Source organism: Mycobacterium sp. MAC_080597_8934, from assembly GCF_000523975.1.
Classification (GTDB): domain Bacteria; phylum Actinomycetota; class Actinomycetes; order Mycobacteriales; family Mycobacteriaceae; genus Mycobacterium; species Mycobacterium avium.
In genome coordinates, this window is sequence record NZ_JAOS01000049.1 from 33,704 (window position 1) to 56,954 (window position 23,251).

The 23,251-nt window shown below is 63.9% G+C and carries 15 protein-coding genes and 9 pseudogenes; 13 read left to right on the top strand and 11 right to left on the bottom strand.

Annotated features, from left to right (window positions below; translation table 11 throughout):
• Positions 1-233: 233 nt before the first annotated feature.
• The 7 genes and pseudogenes from NF20_RS20950 to NF20_RS20975 all read right to left on the bottom strand — a co-directional run.
• On the bottom strand, positions 234-1,187 hold the full coding sequence (locus tag NF20_RS20950) for an SDR family NAD(P)-dependent oxidoreductase (RefSeq protein WP_007168413.1): 954 nt from the start codon (positions 1,185-1,187) through the stop codon (positions 234-236).
• The gene (locus NF20_RS20955; RefSeq protein WP_033711193.1) at positions 1,184-2,761 is read right to left on the bottom strand and encodes a flavin-containing monooxygenase; all 1,578 of its coding nucleotides are present in this window, start codon (positions 2,759-2,761) and stop codon (positions 1,184-1,186) included. The genes NF20_RS20950 and NF20_RS20955 overlap by 4 nt, the downstream gene beginning before the upstream one ends.
• A gap of 21 nt (positions 2,762-2,782) precedes the next feature.
• Positions 2,783-3,672, bottom strand: a pseudogene (locus NF20_RS27775) (metal-dependent hydrolase).
• Positions 3,673-3,720: 48 nt separating this feature from the next.
• Complete coding sequence (locus NF20_RS20965) at positions 3,721-4,410, bottom strand: metal-dependent hydrolase (RefSeq protein WP_080576326.1); 690 nt, start codon at positions 4,408-4,410, stop codon at positions 3,721-3,723.
• An 84-nt stretch (positions 4,411-4,494) separates the two neighbouring features.
• Entirely contained in the window at positions 4,495-5,841 is a 1,347-nt protein-coding gene (locus NF20_RS20970) for an IS110 family transposase (protein WP_007168418.1), read from the bottom strand.
• Positions 5,842-6,080: 239 nt separating this feature from the next.
• Positions 6,081-6,314: pseudogene (locus NF20_RS28795) on the bottom strand (metal-dependent hydrolase); the annotation flags it as partial.
• A gap of 445 nt (positions 6,315-6,759) precedes the next feature.
• Positions 6,760-7,359 (bottom strand): annotated as a pseudogene (locus tag NF20_RS20975) (TetR/AcrR family transcriptional regulator); the annotation flags it as partial.
• Between the two features lie 97 nt (positions 7,360-7,456).
• Between NF20_RS20975 and NF20_RS20980 the strand changes: the two are divergent.
• From NF20_RS20980 to NF20_RS28510, 13 genes and pseudogenes are all read left to right on the top strand, one after another.
• Positions 7,457-8,308, top strand: coding sequence for a CoA transferase (locus NF20_RS20980; RefSeq protein WP_007168421.1), 852 nt, complete (start codon positions 7,457-7,459; stop codon positions 8,306-8,308).
• Positions 8,305-9,480 (top strand): thiolase family protein, encoded by a 1,176-nt coding sequence (locus NF20_RS20985; RefSeq protein WP_019732177.1) that lies wholly within the window; start codon positions 8,305-8,307, stop codon positions 9,478-9,480. The genes NF20_RS20980 and NF20_RS20985 overlap by 4 nt, the downstream gene beginning before the upstream one ends.
• A gap of 9 nt (positions 9,481-9,489) precedes the next feature.
• Positions 9,490-11,166, top strand: a complete 1,677-nt coding sequence (locus NF20_RS20990) for a long-chain-fatty-acid--CoA ligase (RefSeq protein WP_007168424.1) — start codon at positions 9,490-9,492, stop codon at positions 11,164-11,166.
• Positions 11,163-11,939, top strand: a complete 777-nt coding sequence (locus NF20_RS20995; protein WP_007168425.1) for an enoyl-CoA hydratase/isomerase family protein — start codon at positions 11,163-11,165, stop codon at positions 11,937-11,939. Before NF20_RS20990 ends, NF20_RS20995 begins: the two co-directional genes overlap by 4 nt.
• Positions 11,940-11,946: 7 nt before the next feature.
• A complete protein-coding gene (locus NF20_RS21000) occupies positions 11,947-13,095 on the top strand; it encodes an acyl-CoA dehydrogenase family protein (RefSeq protein ID WP_007168426.1) in 1,149 nt (382 codons plus the stop codon).
• Between the two features lie 25 nt (positions 13,096-13,120).
• A complete protein-coding gene (locus NF20_RS21005; RefSeq protein WP_007168427.1) occupies positions 13,121-13,879 on the top strand; it encodes an SDR family NAD(P)-dependent oxidoreductase in 759 nt (252 codons plus the stop codon).
• Between the two features lie 422 nt (positions 13,880-14,301).
• A pseudogene (locus NF20_RS28800) lies at positions 14,302-14,769 on the top strand (site-specific integrase); the annotation flags it as partial.
• A gap of 97 nt (positions 14,770-14,866) precedes the next feature.
• The gene (locus NF20_RS21015) at positions 14,867-16,219 is read left to right on the top strand and encodes an IS30 family transposase (protein ID WP_046184758.1); all 1,353 of its coding nucleotides are present in this window, start codon (positions 14,867-14,869) and stop codon (positions 16,217-16,219) included.
• A 7-nt stretch (positions 16,220-16,226) separates the two neighbouring features.
• Positions 16,227-16,817: pseudogene (locus tag NF20_RS21020) on the top strand (tyrosine-type recombinase/integrase); the annotation flags it as partial.
• 29 nt (positions 16,818-16,846) lie between these two features.
• On the top strand, positions 16,847-17,173 hold the full coding sequence (locus NF20_RS21025; protein ID WP_007168431.1) for a helix-turn-helix domain-containing protein: 327 nt from the start codon (positions 16,847-16,849) through the stop codon (positions 17,171-17,173).
• A gap of 140 nt (positions 17,174-17,313) precedes the next feature.
• Positions 17,314-18,441 carry an integrase gene (locus NF20_RS26805; protein WP_224112882.1) on the top strand — a complete coding sequence of 376 codons (1,128 nt, stop codon included), beginning with the start codon at positions 17,314-17,316 and terminating at the stop codon, positions 18,439-18,441.
• A gap of 78 nt (positions 18,442-18,519) precedes the next feature.
• Positions 18,520-18,867, top strand: coding sequence for a transposase (locus NF20_RS28505; RefSeq protein ID WP_050485487.1), 348 nt, complete (start codon positions 18,520-18,522; stop codon positions 18,865-18,867).
• A 4-nt stretch (positions 18,868-18,871) separates the two neighbouring features.
• Positions 18,872-19,826: pseudogene (locus NF20_RS28510) on the top strand (IS256 family transposase).
• Here the strand turns inward: NF20_RS28510 and NF20_RS26815 are convergent.
• From NF20_RS26815 to NF20_RS27780, 4 genes and pseudogenes are all read right to left on the bottom strand, one after another.
• A pseudogene (locus NF20_RS26815) lies at positions 19,756-19,974 on the bottom strand (transposase); the annotation flags it as partial. The pseudogenes NF20_RS28510 and NF20_RS26815 sit on opposite strands and share 71 nt — an antisense overlap.
• Positions 19,975-20,020: 46 nt before the next feature.
• Entirely contained in the window at positions 20,021-21,964 is a 1,944-nt protein-coding gene (locus NF20_RS21040) for a tyrosine-type recombinase/integrase (RefSeq protein ID WP_007172497.1), read from the bottom strand.
• Positions 21,961-23,007 (bottom strand): annotated as a pseudogene (locus NF20_RS28805) (tyrosine-type recombinase/integrase). Before NF20_RS28805 ends, NF20_RS21040 begins: the two are co-directional and overlap by 4 nt.
• A gap of 113 nt (positions 23,008-23,120) precedes the next feature.
• Positions 23,121-23,251, bottom strand: a pseudogene (locus NF20_RS27780) (transposase); the annotation flags it as partial.

Here is a 23,251-nt window from a genome sequence, read left to right on the forward strand (position 1 = left end):
CCCGCCCGATCACACCACCAGGCCAACAAAACGCCGCCCGATGCCCTCCGTCCAGGACAAATCCACCTGCCGACCCGACAAATCCGTTACCGACCCACGCACCTAGCCGGGGGCAGCAGGAATCAAGATCACTACAAGTCAAGTCCCCACGGAATCAGGGGAACCCCTTCACCCGAGCTGCACGGCGTATTGACGGCAGAGCACCTACGATTGGCCGCTGATCAGCCCGCACCCTACTTTCCCGTGCTGGTGACCGGTGCCGCCGCCTCGGCTCCACCGGCGGCAAGCTCACCCTGGTCCGCAGCACCCACTGTCTTTGACAGGCGAGCACCCAGCCGCTGAAATGCGTCCACCGAGAATGGCTGCATCATACGGCGGTTGACACCAGGGGCGATACGGAGCATGAAATAGCCCAGCCAGGCCTCGGTGCGCACCGGCACGACCGCCAAATCAAACCGTACCGCACGTACGACGGCACGAGCTACGAGGTCCGAGCTCATCGGCGAGACCCTAAACTTCTCGCTAAATTCCTGGAGCTTCTTCGTGAACTGCTTTCCTTGTTCGATCAGGTTCTGATCGACGCCGACTACGATCGCGCGATCAGCGATGTTGGTGTTGATCACACCCGGGCACACGGCGCTGACGCCGATGCCTCTCGGTCCGAGTTCGAGCCGCAAGCACTCGGTCAGCATCTTCACGCCCGCCTTGGACACCGAGTACGGCGCCATCACCGGCGTGGGTGTGAACGCCGCCGCTGACGCGATGTTGACGATGTGGCCACCGCCGCGCTCAACCATCTGGGCGCCGAACACACGACATCCGTGGACGACACCCATTAGGTTCACACCGAGTTGGCGGTCCCAATCCGAGGGACTCAGCTGCAAAAAGTGGCCGCCCACCAAGATACCTGCGTTGTTGACCAATACATCGGTGTAACCGTGATCGGCTAACACATCGCGACCGAACACCGCCCAGGCGTCGGGGTCGGTGACGTCCAACTGCGCCGCCGACGCGCCGAGGCCGTAACCGCGGATCATCGCGGTGGTCGCTTGTGCCGCATCCAGATCGATGTCGGAGACCACGACGTGGGCGCCGAGCTTAGCGAACCTGATCGCTGTCGCCCGGCCAATGCCGCTTCCAGCCCCGGTGACCACCACCAGGCGCGGTCGCAATCGGTTGAACTTCACAGGCTCTCCTTCGTCATGGCCGCGGCTGCGTCCAGAACCGCAACGGCCCTGCTGTATCGGTAGACATCAAGGTTGTAATAGCGGTTCTGCCAGTACATTTCGCCGTGCGTCGACGGCCGAAACGGTGAATCGCCCTGGTTATTAATGTAGTAGGTGTTCGAACCCGCACACGCCGGAGTGAACAGGAAGTTATTCTGTTGGCGCTTCAGGCATTTCCGAAAATACTCGTCGTGGGCTTCCTGACGAATCTCGCAGACCGTTGCACCGCGGCGCTTCGCTTCGGCTATGGCGCGGCTCAGGTGAGCCGATGTCGCTTCGATCATCCACAAGTACGAGCCGAGCACGAATCCGTAGGGCCCGGTGATTGAGAACATGTTCGGAAATCCGGGAACCGAAACACCCTGGTACGACTGGTATCTCTGCTCACTCCAGAACCGCCCGAGATCGACGCCGCCCCGCCCGATGACGGGGAAGGGAGGCACCGCGCCCGCCTCCCACAGCTTGAACCCGGTCGCGCAGATCAACACGTCGATCTCGTGCTCCACGCCGTCCGCCGTCCGTACCCCCTTCTTGGTAATGCACTCGATCGCATCGGTGACCAGGCTGACGTCGTCGCGGTTGAAGGTACGCAAGTAGTCGTTTGACATCGACGGGCGCTTGCAGCCTAACCCGTAGCGTGGGATCAGCTTCTCCCGAACGACCGGGTCATCGATCTGGCGGCGCATCCAGCGGCGGGTAGGAACCTCAAGCATCCGGCGGCTCGCGTTCGTCAGCCACTGTGGACCGACCCACATCCCGGCCATGCCGACCTCGGTTGCGACGGTTCCCACCAGGCGGATACCCGAACGGATTCGCTTACGCCCCAGAACCCACCGGATGGCGGACGTGACCTCCTTGTCAGGTTTTGGGAACACCCATATCGGTGTTCGTTGGAAGACTGTCAAATGTTCGACTTCGTCGACAATGGCCGGGACGACCTGCAGCGCCGTTGCGCCAGTGCCGATGACCGCGACGCGCTTGCCCGCCAGCGCCACGTCATGGTCCCAGAGTGCGGTGTGCATGAGCACACCCCCGAACTCGTCGAGACCCGGGATATCAGGCATCTTCGGGCGTTCGAGGCCACCGACCGCCATGACTACATTTCGGCCGGTAATCTCCTGATCGGCGTCGGTAGTCAATCGCCATAGGCTATTGCGCTCATCGAGCACCGCCGAGGTGATCGTAGTGTTCAGCCGCAACTTTTGAGCTAGGCCGTACTTGTCCACAAGGTCGCTGGCGTAATCGCGAAGCTCGTAACCCGGAGCGAAGATCCGCGACCAATCACCACGCTGCTCGTAGGAAAAGCTGTAGACAAACGAGGGAATATCCACCGCCACACCCGGATAAGTGTTCGCATGCCAGGTGCCGCCCACCTGATCCCACTTGTCGACAATCACGAAGTCGTGAATGCCTCTGCGTTGCAAGGAGATACCAGCACCGATACCGCCGAATCCAGCGCCGACGATCACGACTTCATGGTCTGGAGTGACACGCTCGACAGTCGGTAACTGCTCGATGTCGATCGTTGTACTCAACTTGAACTCATGGCCTTCCTGCTACTTGAGATGACCGACAAGGGCACCGTCGTCGCCGAACAGCTCCTGCCGCCACTGCTGCACCAGCGCGGTCGTGTCGATGTCGTCGGGATGGAAGCCCGGCTTTAGGTACATGCGCAGATCGGCCATCAGCCCCTGCACCAACGGGTCCCGGAACACCGCACGCGTTTGACGCGCCACTTTGATCGGGCGCCATCCCCGCGGATCGGCCAAAATAGACAACAGCACCCCGATCGACACCACCGGGATCGTCAGGATGTACAGCACCGCCATCACCCCGATCCGGAGCCACTCCGGCCCATCGACGGCCCGGTAGACGTCGAACGCCACCGACTTATGTTCCAGCTCTTCCACCGCGTGCCAGTTGAGCAGGTTTCGCACCTCGGGATCGCCAGGAATCTTTTGTATCTCTTCGCCCAGCATGCGCTCAGCCAGTGTCGCGGTGTAGTGCTCGGCCGCCGCCGTGACCGCCAGGGGTACCCGCGCTGGCAGCAGGTTCTCAATTCGCACGATCAACCGGCTCCCGGCGGCTGTCATGCGGGAACATAAACAGCCGGACAATCGGGTAGCCCATCTCGATGAGCTTCTCGTTGAGCCGGCGGTGTTCCTGGCCGTGCACCGACTCCTGGCCAAATGAATCCGGCCACCCGCTTCATCAGTACCGGATCGGTCATCTGATCGGCAAAGCGCCGAACCGACCGGATAAACAACTCCTCACCTGGCGGAAACACGCCGGACAGCAACGCCACAAGGTGGCTGAACACGATATTGCCCTCAACGAAATGGTGGTCCATCGGCTCGGGATCGCCGAACCAAAACCGAATCCGCCGAGCCTTAGGATACGTACTCTCGGCTACTTTTTCGGCTGCTGTTCCGCTTTTCGCAGCCATTGCCTGACTAGCTACCATGGCAATCCCTTTTGTTGTGGATGTTCGCAATCACTTCAGGTAGCCGACGAGTTCTCCGTCGGTGCCGAAGAGTTCCTCTTGCCAGTGCTCCAACAACGCGTTCGTGTCGATGTCGTCAGGATGGAATCCCGGTCGCAGATATTTCGTAAGGTCTGGGATCAAACCCCGGAAGATGGGGCCACGGTACAGCCGATAGGCCTCCCGTATCACCCGTAGCGGCTGACGACGCCCATCCGGGTCGTGCGCCAGCGAGTAAACCAATGTGACGGCTATGAGGAGAAGCAGGGTCGGAATCATCACGGCCATCACACTCCTGCGCATCCGCTCCGTACCTCCCGCCACCGTGCGGAAGACATCGAATGCGACCGATTTGTGCTCAAGTTCCTCCACGGCATGCCAGTTCAGCACGTTCCACACCTGCAACTCGCCCGGAATCGCCTGGATTTCCTCTTCGCCCAGCGTGCGCTCAGCAAGTACGGCGGTGAAGTGTTCTGCAGCTGCTGTTACCGCCAGGGGTAGCCGCGCAGGCAGCCGCTCCTCCAGTCGCTTGACCCAGTCGTTAAACTTCTTCGAATCCCACCAAGCGATCGGGTAACCCATGTCGATGAGTTTCTCGTTCAGCAGGCGGTGTTGCTGTCCGTGGACCGATTCCTGGCCGATGAAGCCCGCCACCCGTTTCTTCAACGTGGGATCGGTGACCTGACCGGAAAATAGACCCAGGTGACCGGACGCGGCGGAGCCACCCGGCGCAGCCGGGTGTTCTTTCTCGCAGTTGTCGGGTTGTGTTGTGGGAGTTGGCCGGTGTCAGGCGACGGGTTCGAGGGTGACGCGATAGCCCAGGGCTGCGAGCTGCGCGACGTGGTTACGGGTCCGGCGTTCGGTGTTGATGCGGGTCGCGTGGTAGTCGGCACCGAGATCGTGGAAACGGGCCGTGGGGTCGTGCAGCAGGTTCCAGATGATGACCAGGATGGATCGGGCAACAGCGACGAGGGCCTTGAGCTTGCCGCGGCGTTTGACGATGCGCCGATAGCGTTCACCGAGGAAGGTGTTGGTCTTGGCAGCGGCTGTCGCGGCTTCGCCGAGAGCACCTTTCAGATATGGGTTGCCTTTGCCCGCCTTGCCCGAACGTTGCACCGGACCGGACTGGATGGTGCGTGGACACAGTTTTGCCCACGACACCAGGTGTCCGGCCGTGGGGAACCGGCTCATGTCGAGCCCGATCTCGGCGAGAATGATCTGCGCGTTCACCGGGCCGACGCCGGGAATCTCATCGAGTCGGTCGATCGTGGTCAACTCGCCGGCTTTGCGCGAAGCGGGGTTTGCTCCGCCGGTGGCGTCCCCACCGTTGACAGGTTCGGGCTCCATTGCAGCCAACAGTTGGTCGATGCGGGTGGTGAGCCTGCCGATCTTGGCGTCCAGCGCGTCGATCTGATCGAGCAGCATCTGGGCAAGTTCGGCGTGGTGATCGTCGAATCTGCCGGTCAGCGCCTCGACCAGAGCGGCTTGCTTGGGTCTCATCTTGCCGCGCGCCAGCCCGGCCAGCCGGCGCGGGTCCCGCTCGCCAGCGATCAGCGCCTTGAGCATGTCGCGCACCGACAGGGTGTCCAGAGTCGAGGCCACCGACGACACCTTGATCAGCGCGTCCTCGAGCAGCTTCTCGATCCGTTGCCAGTACCGGGAACGTTCGCGAGTCATATCGATCCGTAACCGGGTGTAGTCGCGTAACTCGCGGATCGGCGCCGGCGGCACGAAACTTGGCCGCAGCAGACCTTTCTCGGTGAGCTTGGCTAGCCAGACCGCGTCGAGTTTGTCGGTTTTGGGCCGACCGGGCACGTTCTTCACGTCGCGGGCGTTGACCAGCTGCACGTCGAGCCCGGCCGCCTCCAGCAGGTAGTACCAGATCCGCCAGTAATCCGACGTGGACTCCACAGTGACCTTCTCAATCCGCTCGTCAACGAGGTAGTCGGTCAACTCACCGACTGCGCCGGACGTGGCGGCCACGTCCCACACTTTGCTGACCCGCCTGCCCGCGCGGCTGCCCACACGCACGCACACCTTGCCCGAGGCCTTGGCTACATCGATCGCGCACACACGCTCGATCACCAACTCATGCTCGGTGTCAGCAATCTCCTCCGGCTGCTGCTGCTTCAACTCGCTTGCCCTCCATCAACATCGACGCTCTCAACAAGGCGGGCCGCCCGGGGGCCTCGGTTCAGGGAATCGAAATTCTGACCGGCGTGCTCGAAGCAACAGTGCGTGACCCTTCCAGGTCGGGCCCCGGCACCAGGCTCATCAACAGGCTCACAAAACCCAAGTTAACGTCGGCGTCGGCAGGCAACCCGACCCCCATTTTCACGCCTGCGAGGCGTCACCCGAAGGGAAACAGGGGGCTCATCTGAGAATCGACGCACCGACCGAATAAACAACTCCTCCCCTGACGGGAACGCACCCGATAGGTTCGCCACGAAGTGGCTGAACACGATGTCGTCGTTGACGAAGTACTTGCCGTGTGTGCCGCCGTCGCCGCCAAACGGAAAGCTTATCCGTCGGGTCCTCGGATAACGGGATCCAGCGCTCGCTGCGGTCACCGACTTTGCCTCTTGCCTTGCGTGGTCACTCGCCATGAATGCTAGCCCCTTCCTTGAACGTGTGACGTGTAGTTCCAGGTACCAATAGTACTAGGTGTTGGAACCACGCTACTGCGGATCCACGAGGTCGGCAAGCATCCGGCAAGCATCACGAAAAGTGCCCGCGAAACGCCCTCGGTGCATCACGTAAGAATGCCCGCGAAACGGTGATCCCCGCCAGGCATGGAGAGTGGGCTGTCGATGTCGTCTCGTGCCGAGATCACCGCGAAGTTCGCCAAGGCGTATGTGAAGGCGTCGAAGGCGAATAAGGGGCAGATTCTGGATCAGGTGGTGGAGGTCACCGGCTGGTCGCGTGACAATGCTCGGCGCCGGTTGACGGCCGCGGCCCGGCCGCCGGGAGCGGGCCGGCAGGTCGCCAAACGACCTCGCCGGCAGCGCAAGCCGAAGTATTCCTATGACGCGCTGAAGGTGCTGGGCCACTGGAGCGAACGGCGACGTGCAGTGTCGGTTTGTCGTCGTCTGACTCGTCTGGGCGGGAGACTTGATCCCACATGGTGTCGATCATCGGTTGCAGGAAGAGCTGTCCCAGCTGTCGGACCATGATGTCGATGATCTGGGTGGATCCGCTTCGCTCCGCATTTGCGATACCGGCGTCGCGGGCTTTGATGAGCTCCGTTCGGGTCAGCTCTGTCAATCGCTGGAGCAGTTGGCCTTTAGACCCTGCGGGGTCCAGTAGCGCGCGGCGCAGATAGTTGACGACGGCTGGGTTCGATTCGAGCATCTCCTTCACAGCCACGTCACGCGCCGTGGCGACTTGTCTTGGTGTTCCATCAACGGGGACCTGCGCGATCGTCTGCGCGAAGTAGTCGACGACGAGTTGTTCAACGGCGCGGCGGATTCCGTCCTTGGTCTTGAAGTGGTGGACAACCAGCCCGACCGTGACGCCGGCTCTCGAGGCGATATTTCGCATCGACGTGCGGTCCTCCCCGAACTCCGCGAACAGGTCCATCGCGGCGTTGCGAATGCGCGCCTTCGCGGTCAGGTCGTCTGCGCCTGCGCGTGGATCGGCGAACGGTCCCATGCGTCTCCTTCGTTCCGGGCAAGTGTACAGTGAACATCACTTCTTGTACAGATAGGAAGCTTCCTGTACAGTCGTACGGTATCAATTGAAGGACCACATGGTGCAGGGCAGTCTGAACGGCGTTCGCATCGTGTCGCTTGCGGTGAACATCCCGGGCCCGCTCGCGGCGGCACGGCTGGCGCGCTTCGGCGCGTCGGTAACAAAGGTGGAGCCCCCTACCGGAGATCCCTTGGCCGCGGTCGCGCCCGGCTGGTACGCAGAGCTCGCCAGCAAGCAGACGGTCTTGGTTCTGGACCTCAAGGACGCCGGCGACCGCGCCAAGCTGGACGTCGAGCTGACTTCCGCCGATGTGTTGCTCACCGCCATGCGCCCTTCGGCGCTACGCAGGCTCGGGCTCGACGACGCGCATGTCAGGTATCCGGGGCTCTGTCACGTCGAAATCGTGGGCTACGACGGTGACCTCGAGGAGCGTCCTGGCCACGACCTGACCTATCAGGCCACGCACGGCACCCTGCAGCCCCCGTTGATGCCGGCGGTTCCGGTCGTGGACCTCCTGGGTGCCGAACGTGCCGTGTCCGGGGCCCTGTTGGCGCTGCTTGATAGGCCGAATTCCGGTGCCGGCCAACACGTCCGGATCGTACTGGCGGACGCCGCAGCCGACGCCGGCGCAGCCGTGCGGTACGGCGTCGCAGGGCCCGGCGACCCGCTCGGTGGCGCGACTCCGACCTACGGGATCTACGCCAGTGCCGACGGCTATATCGCCCTGGGCGCAATCGAACCGCATTTCCAGAAGCGGACCCTCGAGGTCCTGGGCGCAGCAGATACCCACGAGGATCTCGCACGAGTCTTTGCCGGACAAAGCACGCGCCACTGGGAAGAAGTCGCCGAGACGGTTGACATCCCCATCGTTGGAATTCGTACACCGGAACAAGGAGGAGTGGAACATTGAACGCGCGCGAAGCAGTGATTGTCGGGGCGGTGCGCACGCCGGTGGGTAAACGAGGTGGCGCTTTGAGCCGGTGGCATCCGGCCGACTTGCTCGGTCACACCTTGCGAAACCTGGTGGAGCGCAGTGCGATCGATGCCAAAGACATCGATGACGTCATCGTCGGCTGTGCGATGCAGCATGAGCACCAGTCCGGAAATATCGGGCGGCACGCGGTGCTGGCTGCGGGTCTACCCGAATCGGTGCCGGCGGTCACCATTGATCGCCAATGCGGGTCCGGTCAGCAGGCGGTCAACTTCGCTGCATTCGGCGTCACCGCGGGCATCTACGAGCTGGCGATTGGGTGCGGTGTGGAGTCGATGTCGCAGGTGCCGATGCCTGCGTCGTTCATGCCGGGCGCGCCGCTCGGTCCGCAGTACTCGCCCGTGGAGTTGGCCCGCTACGACGACAACTTGGTGGCGCAAGGGGCGGCGTCGGAGTTGCTGAACTCCAAGTTCGGTATTTCTCGCGAGGAACTCGACGAATTCAGTATCCGAAGCCATGAGCGAGCATTCGCCGCGACCCGGGCGAAAAAGTTTCGCGCGCAGTTGGTGCCGATCACCGTCGATCCGCTGGATCCGTCGGCGGCGCCCGTCAGTGCCGACGAAGGAATCCGTGAGCAGTTGGATCCGGCGAAGATCGCGTCGCTGGAGCCTGTTTTCGCGGCCGACGGCCGCACAACCGCGGCCAATTCTTCCCAGATCAGCGACGGGGCAGCGGCGTTGCTGATCGCCGAGCGTGGCTACGCAGAACGCAGCGGGCTGGTTTCGCGGGCGCGGTTCCTGGCGATGACGGTCGCCGCGGCGGACCCGGTACTGCAGTTCACCGCGGTACTGGACGCCACCCACAGGGCGCTCGAGCGCGCCAACCTGAGTGTCAGCGACATCGACTTGTTCGAGGTCAACGAGGCCTTCGCCGGGGTGCCGCTGATGGTGCAACGCGAGTTCGGCATTCCCGATGACAAGCTCAACGTCAACGGAGGCTCGGTCGCAATCGGGCATCCGCTCGGGTCGACCGGGGCCCGCATGCTCACCGATCTGCTGTGCGAACTCGAGCGCACCGGACAGCGCTACGGCCTGCAGACCATCTGCGAGGCCGGCGGAACCGCCAACACCACCATCATCGAACGAATCTAAGGCACAGACATGGTCAGGGAAATCGTGAAGGGCGTGCCGTCGACGCACGGCGACCACTACCAGCTCAACACCACCAACCTGATCAGACATGCGGCGCGCACCTATCCCGAGCAAGAGGTCGTCTACCGCACCACGGAGGGCGACTGGCAGCGGTACACCTACGCAGACTTGTACGTTCGGGTCAAGCGGGCGGCGAACGCGCTCAGAGGAATAGGGATCGGCCCGGCCGACACAGTCGGAGTGCTCGACTGGAACAGCAAGCGGCACTTTGAGCTCAGCTGGGCCATTCCCGGCATCGCCGCGGTGATGCTGCAGATGAATCTGCGGCTGGCCACCGAAGACCTGAGCTACGTCACTGACCACGCCGAGGCGCAATGGATCCTGGTCGACGAGACACTCCTTCCGGTCGCCGAGGCGTTGGCTCCACACGTGCCGAAGGTCAAGGGCTGGATCGTAATGTCGGATAAGCCGCTCACCGAGATCGACACCACGCTGGAAAACGTCTTTCACCTCGAGGACCTGATGGCCGAGTCCGACACCGAGATCGACTGGCGGGTCATCGACGAAACCTCTGCTTACAGCGCGTGTTACACATCGGGAACGACGGGTCGGCCGAAGGGCGTCTACTACTCGCATCGTGGCAGCTACCTACACGCGATGGCGATGGCAGCAGCGATCAATCTCCGTCGCGAGGACACCGCGATGCTCATCACCCCGATGTTTCACGGCCAGTCGTGGGGGCTTCCGCACACCGCGATGTGGACCGCGGCGAAGGTGATCCTACCCGGCCGCTACCTGGCCGAGAACACGCAAATGCTCGTCGACGTGATGATCGCGGAGAATGTGACCGTCGCGAACGGCGCACCGGCGATTTTCCAGCCGATGCTGGACTACATCAAGACCCTTGCTGTGAAGCCAGATTTCAGCAGGACGAGACTGCTGTCCGGTGCGACCGAGCCGGCGAAGTCGCTGATGCGCGATTTCCACGAGCTCACCGGCGCCGATTTTGTGCAGGGCTACGGTGCGACCGAGACGACGCCGCTGATCACGATGAACATGGGCATCAAACCGTCCCTGCAGGGCACGATCACCGACGACGAGAAATGGGATTTCAAGCGTTTTCAAGGGCTGCCCGCTTCCGGTATCGACATCCGGATCGTCGACGACAACGGCAATGACCTGCCGCACGACGGTAAGAGTGTCGGCGAGGTACTGATGCGTGGGCCCTGGGTCATCGAGCGATACCACCAGCTCGACGACGACGACAACGCCGACCGCTTCCTCGACGGTTACTGGCGCAGCGGCGATGTCGGCACAATCTACCCGAACGGGTATCTCAAGCTCACCGACCGCCTCAAGGACGTAGTCAAGAGCGGCGGTGAATGGATTTCCTCTATCGATATGGAGAACGCCATCGTCGGACATCCGCTGGTGAAGGAGGCCGCGGTTGTGGGGATCAGCCATCCGAAGTGGCAGGAACGTCCGCTGGCCATCGTCGTGCCCGTCGAAGGTGGCGTGCTGACCCGCGATGACATCGTCGGTTGTCTGCAGGGGCAGTTCGCCAAGTGGCAGATGCCCGACGCGGTTCTCTTCGTCGAGGCGTTGCCGCGCACCAGTGTCGGCAAATTGGACAAGAAGATCCTGCGGGCCGAACACGCCGACGTTTACCGGGATGCGGTCACGTGAACAAACAAATTTTGCGATCGACTCGCGACGGTGCGGTGGCCCTGCTGGAGATCAATCGCCCGAAGTCGAAGAACAGCCTCAACGACGAGCTGTTGGGCGCGATGGGGGCCGAGCTGGCGGCGTTGCGGTCCGACACGGCCGTGTTGGCCGTGGTCATCGCGGGCGCCCACGGCATGTTCTGCGCCGGCGCCGACATCACGGCGTTCGACGAGATCCGGGCCCGGCCACTGGTCACCGGAGAGTCCAATGAGAGCTTCTGGTCGATACTGGCTGCGTTTCCGAAGCCGGTCATCGCCGCGGTCGAGACATACGCACTCGGGGGCGGCTGTGAGCTGGCGTTGGCCTGCGACATTGTCATCGCCGGCGAGTCGGGCCAATTCGGACTTCCCGAGGTGAAGATCGGCGCAATCCCTGGCGCTGGCGGAACTCAACGCCTCATTCGGGCGATCGGCAAATCCAAGGCTATGGCAATGCTTTTGACGGGCGATTCCATCAAGGCCCAGGAGGCGTGCGATGCAGGGTTGGTAGCCGAAGTCGTCGCCGACGGCGAGGCCGTGCCACGGGCGCTGGCGATGGCGCAACGGATCGCGACGAACTCCCCGCTAGCGGTGGCGCTGGCCAAGGATGCCGCTGTGCACGCGTTTCAGACATCACTGACGCAGGGACTCGAACACGAGAAACGGAATTTCTACGTGGCGGTGCATTCCGCCGACAGTCACGAGGGCCAGGCGGCATTCCTCGCCAAGCGCGCGCCCCAGTTCACCGGAAAGTAGGTAAAGCATGCCCGGACTCTTATTCCCGGACTACGTCGTTCCGTGGGAGACCGAGGATCAAAAACTCCTGCGCAAGCACGCCGCCGAGTTCTTCCGCAAGGAAGCGACTCCCAACCAAGCCAGGTGGGCGAAACAGCAGAAGGTGGACCGAGAATTTTGGAACAAAGCCGGCGCTGCCGGGCTTTTGGGCCTCGACCTGCCCGAGCAATACGGCGGTGGTGGCGGCAGTTTCGGTCACGAGGCGGTGGTGATGCAGGAGCGCGCCTACGCGCACGACACCGCGTTCGGTTTCTCCGTGCATTCGACGCTGGCTTCCCACTACATCGCCGAGTATGCCTCCGAGGAGCAGAAGAAGCGCTGGATCCCGAAGATGGTCAGCGGGGAGATGGTGATCGCCGTCGCGATGACCGAACCGGGCACCGGGTCAGACCTGCAGTCGATTCGCACCACCGCGGTTCGCGACGGCGACGAGTACGTCATCAACGGCTCGAAGACCTTCATCTCCAACGGTTCCCACTGCGACCTGGTGGTGATCGTGGCCAAAACTGAGTCCGGACTGTCGCTGATGGTGGCCGAAACCGAAGGGCTGGCGGGTTTCCAGCGCGGCCGGGTTCTGGAGAAGGTCGGCCAGCACGGCCAGGACACCCGGGAGCTTGCGTTCACCGACATGCGGGTGCCGGCCGCAAACCTGCTCGGCGGCGTTGAGGGCAAGGGCTTCGCCCAGTTGATGGAGCAACTTCCGCGCGAGCGGTTGACCATCGGGGTCGAGGCGATCGCGATGGCGGAGGCGGCGGTAGTAGAGACGATCCGTTATGTCAAGGAGCGCACCGCGTTCGGCAAGCCCCTCCTCGCCTTCCAGAACACCAAGTTCGTGCTGGCCGAATGCAAGGCGGAGGTGCTGGCCGGCAAGGCGCTGATCGACTACTGCACCGGCCGGTACCTCGACGGAAAACTCGATGCCGCAACCGCATCGATAGCCAAGATGTGGGGATCTGACAAACAAGTAGAGGTCACTGACAAGTGCCTGCAGCTTTTCGGTGGATACGGCTACATGATGGAATACCCGATCGCGCAGATGTATGCGGCGGCTCGGGTGCAGAAGATCTACGGCGGCACCAACGAGATCATGAAGGTGCTGATCGCGCGAAGCCTGTAGACAGACACACAAAAGGAGCAGCCGAATGGACATCGCAGCTAGCAGCGCGGTCGTCACCGGTGGCGCGTCCGGGCTCGGTTTGGCGACGGTGGAGACGCTGGCGCGGTCCGGAGCGCGGGTGGTCGCCGTCGACCTGCCCAATGCAAACACGGACGCGCTAAGCCTCCTCGGCGACACCGTCCGGTTCGCGCCCGCCGACGTCACCGACGAGGATGCAGTGACCAGGGCCATCGAGATCGCCAACGCGGACAAGACATTGCGTATCATCGTCAACTGCGCCGGCGTCAGCGATGGCACCAAGACCGTCAGCAAGAAGGGCCCTTTCCCGCTCGACGCGTTCGAGAAAGTAATCAAGATCAACCTGATCGGGACCTTCAACGTCGTGCGCCTGGGCGCATACGCAATGTCGCAGAACGACCCCGTCGGCGGCGAGCGTGGCGTGATCGTCAACACTTCCTCCGGCGCGGCCTTCGACGGCCAGATCGGGCAGGCGGCCTACTCCGCTTCCAAGGGAGGTGTGATGGCGGCGACGCTGCCGATCGCGCGTGATCTGTCGTCGTACTTGATCCGGGTCAACACGATCGCTCCGGGGCTGTTCGAAACCCCGCTTCTCAACTCACTTCCAGAGGCTGCGCTAACCGCTCTCAAGGCGCTGACGTTGCACCCAAACCGACTCGGTGATCCTGCCGAGTACGCACACCTGGTCGTAGCCATCGTTGAGAATCCGATGCTCAACGGCGAGACGATCCGTCTCGATGGCGCAGTACGGATGCCTCCGAGGTGATGTCCGGCCGTCAGAGTTGCTGATTGGATCCCACAACTCCAGGAGAGAATCAACGTGCAGGACAGTGTCCGCGTCGTCGTCGACCATGTGAACGAACACGGAAAATCGCGGCTGAGCGAGCGGCGGGTGGTGGCATCGGTGGGCCAGGCACTGCGTTGCAAGATGCGCAACGAGCGTGAACGCAGTTTCGTCTTCGTCACTCCGAGTCGGAGTCGGAGAGAGAGAGGCTTAGTCACGTTAGCCAACAGTCGACGAGTTCCTGAGCCCACGGGTATCGCCCGTTAGCCCTTTCAACGCCTGGAACAGCCGTTGTTGGCGTGTCCCTCCATCAAAACTCTCTGATGAACCGGCATCATTCTTGCTGACTGAATAGTTGATCAGATGATGTTTCTTCACTTTAGGTGAAGTCGAGGAGGCGTGGGTTGGCTCTGGCTGTGGTCCGCGATCTGCGGGAACATCGAGTACCGGCGAGCGAGGAGGAGCTTGCCGACTTCGAGACCGATGTGTTGGCCGGGTTCGTGCTGGCACGGGCGTCGGCCGGATTGGTCGACAGCACGATCCGCAACGACATCAACCACCTCGAGCTGATCCACGACTGGTTCGGCCGGCCGCTGTGGGAGATGCGGCCCGCCGATGTCGACGTCTATTTCGGCAAGGTGCTGCGCGACGCCAACCCCTCGACTCGCACCGGGCGGGCGGCGGCACTGACCGTGTACTTCCAGTTCTTGGAGCTTCGGCACAAGATCGACCTGCACAACATGACAGGTCGGGTCGTCGAGTGCCCGCTGGACGAGATCAACCGGCCGCGAGCCTCGGTCGATCCGCAGCTGCGTATCCCTCCGACCGCCGACGAGGTGGAGCAGCTGTTCGCCGGGTGGCGCCAGGAACTGGCTGGATTCAATCGGTCGTTGCAACACCTCGATTCCTCGGAGGTGTGTGGTGGCGTATGGGAAGCGGCAGTTGGAGGTTCGTGCGTATCGGGGGCAGATGCCCTCCCCGGGGCGGCCGTCGGTGGCCTGGCGGCAGGACAGGGTCCGGTTCTGGGCGGGGATCGCTGCCGGAGCGATGACCGAGGACGCCGCTACCGAAGCGGGCGTGTCTTCGCCGGTCGGGTTCCGCTGGTTCCGCCATGCTGGCGGCGTGAATCCACGCTTGCCAGAAACTGTTTCGGGCTGCTACCTATCCTCGAATGAGCGCGAAGACATCGCTTTATGGCGTGCCCATGGTGCCGGAGTGCGCGAGATAGCCAGGAGGCTGCGCAGGGCGCCGTCGACCATCTCGCGTGAGCTGCGCCGTAACGCCTCGACGCGCACGTATCGGCTCGACTACAAGGCCTCGGTCGCGCAGTGGCATGCCGAAAGGCGGGCGAGGCGCCCGAAGACGGCCAAGCTGGTCGGCAACGACCGGCTGCGCCAGTACGTCCAGGACAAGCTCTCCGGTGTCGTTCGTGGCGCTTACGGGCAGATCATGGCTGGTCCGGCCGCGACGCCGTGGAAGGGACGCAACAAGCCGCACCGAGGGGATCGGGCCTGGGTGACAGCATGGAGTCCTGAGCAGATCGCCCATCGGATCAAGCTTGACTTCCCTGATGATGAATCCATGCGGATCAGCCACGAGGCCATCTACCAAGCGCTCTACGTGCAAAGCCGCGGTGCGCTCAAGCGGGACTTAATCACCTGCCTGCGCCGGGGTCGGGCATTGCGGGTGCCGCGGGCACGGTCTCGGCAGAAAGCGTGGGCGCACGTCACGCCGGAGACGTTGATCAGCGCTCGGCCGCCGGAGGTCGCTGATCGCGCGGTCCCGGGACACTGGGAGGGAGATCTGCTGATCGGGTTGCAGCGCAGCGCGATCGGCACGCTGGTCGAGCGCAGCAGTCGGTTCACGATGTTGATCCATCTTCCGCGGGAGGCCGGATACGGGCTGATTCCGCGGACCAAGAACGGGCCGGCTCTGGCCGGCTACGGCGCCCTCACGATGGCCAACGCCCTAGCGCAGACGATCACCTCGCTGCCCGAGGAACTGCGCCGGTCGCTGACCTGGGACCGGGGAAAGGAACTGTCGGCGCATGCCCAGTTCTCGATCGCCTCCGGGGTCAAGGTGTACTTCGCCGACCCGAAGAGTCCGTGGCAGCGTGGCACGAATGAGAACACCAATGGCCTGTTGCGCCAATGCTTTCCGAAGGGCACCGACCTATCCCGGTGGAACGCCGACGACATCGCGGCGATCGCTCACACCCTCAACACCCGACCACGCAAGACCCTCGGATGGCGCACCCCGGCCGAAGCGTTCAACGAACACCTACACTCACTTCAGCAAGCCGGTGTTGCAACGACCGATTGAATCCAGCCTGGTCACCTGCCGCAAGTTCGCCCCGGCCGCCCGCAACTACGCGGTCGCCCGGCTGGCGGCCGACGTGGGACTGCGCATCAACGAGGCGCGGATGCTCGACCTCGACGATGTGCGGTGGGAGCTGGGGCGGTTCGGCAAGCTGAACGTCCGTCACGGCAAGGGATCACGCCGCAAAGGCCCCAAACCGCGACTGGTGCCGCTGATCAACGGCGCCGACCGCAGCCTGAGATGGTTCATCGAAGACGTGCTTGGACTGTTCGATATCGACCCGAATAGCCATGCCGCGCCACTGTTTCCGTCCGAACGCAAGAACATCGACGGGACGTGCATGCGCGCGACAGCTGACGTCTATCGCCGATCGTTGGCGGAGGCGGCGGACCGGCATCTGCCTGCGTGGTCGGGGAAGCTGACCCCGCATGTGCTGCGGCACTTCTGCGCGTCCCAGCTTTACCTCGGCGGAATGAACCTGTTCGCCATCCAGGAATTATGTGGTCACGCCTGGACGGCCACGACGGCTCGATATATCCACGTCCACGCCACCCACGTCGAAGATGCCTGGGTCACAGCACAACGTAACAACACGAAGTAACTGCACCTACGAACTTAAGGATTGGCTCAATGAAGTGGAATCTACGCCTGACCGCGGCCAACCGCGGCATTTGGAAGGCCAGCGAACTCCAACGGATGCTGGCCGAGCGCGGCCTGGTGATCAGCGCCGGCAAGATGTCGGGCTTGTGGTCGGGCAACCCCAACGCCATCAAGCTCCACGATCTCGATGTATTCTGCGCCGTGCTCGACTGCGCCATCGACGAACTGCTGATCCCCGAGCCCGAAACCGTGGCCGCACCCACGCCGAAGGGTAGCGAGGAGGCCGCCGCTGCGGCCGGTGAGGCACGTCCCGTCACCCCGCGCGCTCGGACGGGAAGGTCGCTGCCGCCGCGATGAATTGCCTGCAATGCGGAGCCGAACTGCCAGCCAACGGTCGCCGCGACCAAAAATACTGCGGCAGAAGCTGTTCAAAAAAAGCGCACTACTATCGCGGAAAGGCGGGACTGCCTGCTCGCCCGCCCCGGCGGCATCCAGCCTTGGAATCCGACGACCCCGTGCTCGTGGCCGCTGCGGTATACGCCCGGGAACGCGCTGCCGCCCACGATTGGTGCGGTGAGACCACAAACCGATGCCTCGACGCCCTGGTCACCCTTCTGGCCGGTCGGCCCCCCGGTGATCGCGTGCCGCTCAAAGAGGTTCGAACACGGCCGCATCGGCTCGCGTCCCGTCGCAGGCTTGTCGAAATCCTCTCCCACTTCGACCTGCTGACAGACGACACCGAACCTCCGATCCGTGCCTGGATCGACCGCGTCACCGCGGAACTTCCGCCAGGGTTCGCCGAGCCGTCGCACCACTGGCTCCTTACCCTGTTGGTCGGCGGCGCACGTGCTCGCCCACGATCGCCCAGGACCCTCTACAGCTACTTCGGCGCGGTCAGGCCCCTTCTCGCGCACTGGTCCACCTCCTACGACCATCTCAGGGAGGTCACCAGGGCCGACGTCGACGCGACGCTGCGGCCGTTTCAGGGAAACCAGTGCCACAATCTGATCAAGGCGCTGCGGTCGCTGTTCCGGCACGCCAAGAAGAATGGTCTGGTCTTCAGCAACCCAACAGCGGGTTTGAAGAGCCAACCAGTAGACCAAGACCTCGTGCCCATCACCGATGATGAGGTGCGCTCGATCGAACAGCTCGCGAGCGAACCGCGTGCACGCCTAGTTGTGGCATTGAGCGTCGAACATGCCTGCCGCACAAGCGTTATACGCAAACTGGTGCTCGACGACATTGACCTGCCGAACCGGCGGATCACCCTTGCTGGACAACCAACGGCTCGGCGAGCTCACCCACAGAGCGCTGATCACATGGCTCGACCACCGCCGGGACAGATGGCCCCACACTCCGAACCGGCACGTTCTACTCACGACGAAAACTGCATTGCGCACAACGCCGGTGAGTCAAACATCGGTGAAACAATCGTTGAGCGACAATGGGTTCACGATCGAACGCATCCGTGCCGACCGAATCCTTCACGAAGCGCTGACCGCAGGCCCCGACCTGCTGCATCTGTCTCTCTCGTTTTCGGCATCTCCCACAACACCGCGCGGCGCTACACCACCGCGAGGGAGTATCCGAAATTCGGTGTAAGTGGCCCGACACGCCGGGTGTGAGCCTGGCGGGGAAGGTCCACGATGACCGAAACGATGAGGGCTGTGACAGCAACAGCCGATGTCCACGATGATGAAGTGATGGTCAGCTCTCCGACACCGGAGGAGCTGGCGACGGCCCGCGAGCTGGTGCGGGCGGCCCAGGCCCGCGGGGTGTCGTTCGCCGATACCGCTGACGGGGTGCTTAAGGCGCTGACCAAGACGGTGGTCGAGACCGCGCTGGAAGAGGAGCTCGCCGATCACCTCGGCTATGACAAGCACGATCCGGCCGGGCGGGGGGCGCCGAATTCACGCAACGGCACCCGCACCAAAACCGTGTTGACCGACACGGTCGGACCGGTCGAGATCGCCGTGCCCCGCGACCGCGGCGGCAGCTTCGAGCCCCAGATCGTCAAGAAAGCATCAACACCGGTTGACCCGGGTCGATGAGATCGTGTTGTCGTTGTATGCCAAGGGATTGACCACCGGGGAGATCGCCGCCCACTTCGACGAGCTCTACGACGCCAAGATCTCCCCGGACACCATCAGCAGGATCACCGACAAGGTCCTGGCCGACATGGCGGAGTGGACCGCGCGGCCGCTCCGTCTACGCCGCAATCTTCATCGACGCGCTGAGCGTGAAAGTGCGCGACGGTCAGGTCGCCAACCGACCGTTCTACGCCGCGATCGGGGTCGATCTGGCCGGGCACAAGGACGTGCTCGGACTGTGGGCCGGCGACGGCGCCGGGGAATCAGCCAAGTTCTGGTTCGCCGTATTGACCGACCTGCGCAACAGAGGCGTCACCGACACGTTCTTCTTGATCTGCGACGGACTTAAGGGGCTGCCCGACGTTGTCGGTGAGGTGTGGCCGGCCACCATCGTGCAGGCCTGCACCGTGCATCTGATCCGCAACAGCTTCCGCTACGTACCGCGCCAGCACTGGGACGCCCTGCGCCGCGATCTCAAACCGATCTACACCGCCCCGACAGCGGCGGCCGCAGAAGCGGCGCTCGAGGCGCTCGCCGACCGCTGGGGCAGCCGATATCCGGCCCTGATCCGACTGTGGCAGTCGTGTTGGAATGAGTTCATCCCGTTCCTGGATTACGACACCGAGATTCGGCGGGTTCTGTGTAGCACCAACGCAATTGTTATCTGGAGTCCTCCGGGCGGTGTCCTTGATGTCCGACACGAGGCGTTCAGATCCCAGGTTCTGCGTGGTGGACGTGATTATCTGCAGTCGTCCAGGAGGCAAGAACCTGCGGAGGGACGATGCAGATTGCGGTCAAGTCCAGGGACGTGGTGTACGACGTCGTCGTGTGATTCTTCGACTTGGTGGTTTAGGCGGTCAGTGCCGCCGGGGTGTCCTCCTGTTCTGTTGATGGCGTGTGGTCGGCGCGGGATTTGCTGAGGACGTCGAGGCCGAGGTAGCGGCGGGATTCGGCCCATTCGTCGTGTTGTTCGGCCAGCACCGCGCCGACGAGGCGGATTAGGGCGTTGCGGTCGGGGAAGATTCCGACGACGTCGGTGCGCCGGCGGATTTCCTTGTTGAGTCGTTCTTTTATCCGGCCCTCGGGGGCGGGTCAACCCGTCGGGGTGGGATGTTCATCGATCGAGGCGCTGGAGGTGGTCGGTAAGGGCGTGGGCGACGCGGTCGTGGCGGGCGGCTTCGTCGGTCCAGCCGCGGCACTCGGCGTCGGTTCTGAGGGCCTGGACGTCGGCGAGTTGGTCGGTGAGCGTGTCGCGGAATTCGGGGGCGGTGACGTAGTTGTCGCAGGTTTCGCAGATGTTGGCATAAGGGCACGCGCCCGCGGATTCGTGGCGAGCGCAGTATCCGTGTGCAACGCGGGTTTTCAGCATTTCACTGTGCAGCCAGCCGACCTTGTCGGGCAGGATCGGTTTGCCGACCGGGGTGAGGGTGAACTGGCGGCGCATCTTGCCCATCGCTTCGTCGTAGGCCGCGCGCAGGGTGGGCGAGGCCAGGGTGGCGTAGCGGATCGTCATTTGTGGAGTGACGTGCCCGAGTAAGGACATCAAGGCCTGCAGACTCATCCCGGCGTTGGCGAGTTCGGTGGCCCAGGTGTGGCGCAACTGATGTGGAGTGACCATCAGGACGCCGCCGTCGGGACGGTGCAACCCGGCGGATTCAGCGGCGGTGAGCAGCCCGTTGCGCAGCCGGGTGTAGCCCAGGCGGCGTCCGTGCCGGGTGAACAGAAAGTCGGTGAGCACGCCGGTGCGTGGGTGCGGCAGCGGCCGGTGCGTGCCGCGGAGGGCGACCCACTCGTCGAGCGCGGCGAGGGTCGCGGCGGAGAGCGGGACCATGCGTTCGGTGGCGAGCTTGCCCAGTGGCACCTTCAGCCAGGTTCCGGCCGGTCCGTAGTCGATGATGCTGCCCAGTTCGAGGTCGAGCAGTTCCCCCGCCCGCAGGCCGGCACCACGCAGCACGGTCAGGCCGATGCGGGCGAACGGATCCTGCAGGTGGGCAACGGCGTTCATCACTGCCGCGTCCACATCGGGTGCTAGCGCGCGTGGCAACGGCTGGTCGAGTTTGGGGACGTCGGCGGCGAATACCAACCGCCGTGGTGGGGCCTGCGCCCAGCCCCAGGCGGTGATGTCGTCGAGCAGGTTGCGCAGACTGAGCACTGCCGACTGGGCCACCGCGGCCGAGACGGTGCGCCCGGCGCCCGCGGCGGCGCGCTGACCACGCCAGCCCCGGGTGCGATTCCATTTCAGGTAGCCCTCGATGCAGCTCCGGTCGAGTTCACGCAGGCTGATGACGTCGGGATGGTGAGCGGTGAGGTATTCGGCGAAGGGCAGCAGGTCGTTGATCAGCGACTCGACCGATTTGGGCCGCAGCACCGCCGCGCGCACGCCGATGTAGCGCAGCAACGTCTGACGGATCGGGTCGGGCATCTCCACCTCGGTGAAGCGCTGCTCGAGGCTACGGGCCCACCGCCGGCGTTTCGGCGCGGTGTCGATGACCGCGGTCTCGAACAACAGCTGCCGCAGGCTGGCCAGCCGCCCCCTGTATGCCCGCCGCGACGATGGCGGCACCACGGTACGTGACAGCGCGGCGTCGAAGTCGTCGAGCGCGTCGCCGGTCAGGTCGGCGACCATTCCGCCGTGGTGTGCCAGCACTACCGCCAGACATTCGCCGAGGACCGTCTCGACCCAGGAACTCCTCCAGCCCAACCGAATTCCCGCATTCCGCAACGCGGCGAATCCGCTCGGATCCCGGTCCTCCACTGCGCGGCCCAGCCCGGTCAACTGTTTGACCGCGGCCAGCTCGACGTCCAGCCGTAACCGGCCGGTGCCGATCGTGTGACAGATCAGCGGCCACGCCCCGGTGTCCCGTATCTCGGCGATCCGCTCGGCTGCCGGCAGCGTCATCCAGGCGTGCAGGTCGCGGTGGCGTGCGGTGAAGTCGCGAGCGATCCGAATCCGGTCGCGTACCGCCCGCCCGCTCAAACCCAGGGTGGCGACGTGGTCGAGATAATCCGCCACCACCTCGTCGGCGCCTACGGGTTGGCCGACCAACACCGTGGTCACTGCCGGGCTCCGGCCAACGTCGCACGAGCAGCACCGTATTCGGCGGCGAGCTGCTCGATCGACAAATGCACGTAGCGGGCCGTGGTCTCCGGCGAGACATGCCCCATCAACGCCCGCAACGCCAGCAGATCGATTCCGGCCGCCGACAATTCGGTGCCGTAGGTATGCCGTAAACGGTGCGGGCGGACTCTTGTGGCGCCAGAGGTCTCCCGGTGCCGACGGAACAGGCTGCGCAGCCCGGCCTCGCTGACCGGTGCACCGGTCGTCGGGCCGCGCAGCACTACGAAGCACTGCGGCGTCGCCAACCCGGCGGCCGCTCCCATCGCAGGTAGGCGGCGAGCTCGGTGAAGAACGCCGCATCGACCGGGACATGACGTTCCTTGCCGCCCTTGCCGATCACCCGAAGCCGGCGCCGGCCCATATCGACGTCGGCGAGCAGCAGGCCACGCGCCTCGGCCGAACGCAGCCCTCCGAGTAGCATCACCAGCACCATCGCCCGGTCCCGGTGCGTTGCCAGTGTCGCCAGGAACGCGTCGACATCGTTGGTGGACAACGATTCCGGAAGACGCTGCGGCTGACGCACCAACCTACCGCCACTGCGTGCACGCCGGGACCCAGATGACCGAGCAACCCCCGCTGCGACTGGCGCAGCCCCTGTCCCGCCGCGGCGACGGCACCGGATTGTCGGTGCAGACACCGGTCATCACCAGATACTCGAATAACGCGCGCACTGCCGCGACCCGGCGGCTCACCGTCGAAGCTGCCGGCGGGGTCGACGAGCGGTGACCGCCGGTGGGCTGGTCCGTTCGGCGGACGCCTTGCCAGTCGATCCAGTCGAACACCAACGGCGCATCGACCGCGGCGAGCCCGACCGCTTGCTGGACGAGGAACCGGCTCAAATTGGCGACGTCGAATGCGTAGGCCCGCACCGTGGCCGCGCTGAACCCCCGTCCCGCCAAATGGTTGAGAAACGCGTTCACCGCGTCCTGCCCGTCCCAGTCGCCCTCCAGGACATATCCGCTGTCGCTCTTGAGTACCCGCATCGCCGCTCCGCCTTCCCCCACCGAGATGCAGACAGCATCCATCCGTGCTCAGCGCTTGTGCGTGAACCTCACGCTGCAGCCCGAACCGTGTCCCCGGAGAGCCGGTTAACGGATAGTGGGTTGGTTGACCAGATCTTTTTCCAGTGGGCCACCGGGAAGTCGGTGAAGGCGGTGATGTCGGCGCGGGCTCGCGCAACATGGTTTCGACCTTGGGGAACTGGCGCCGAGCATGCCGGCGATGGTG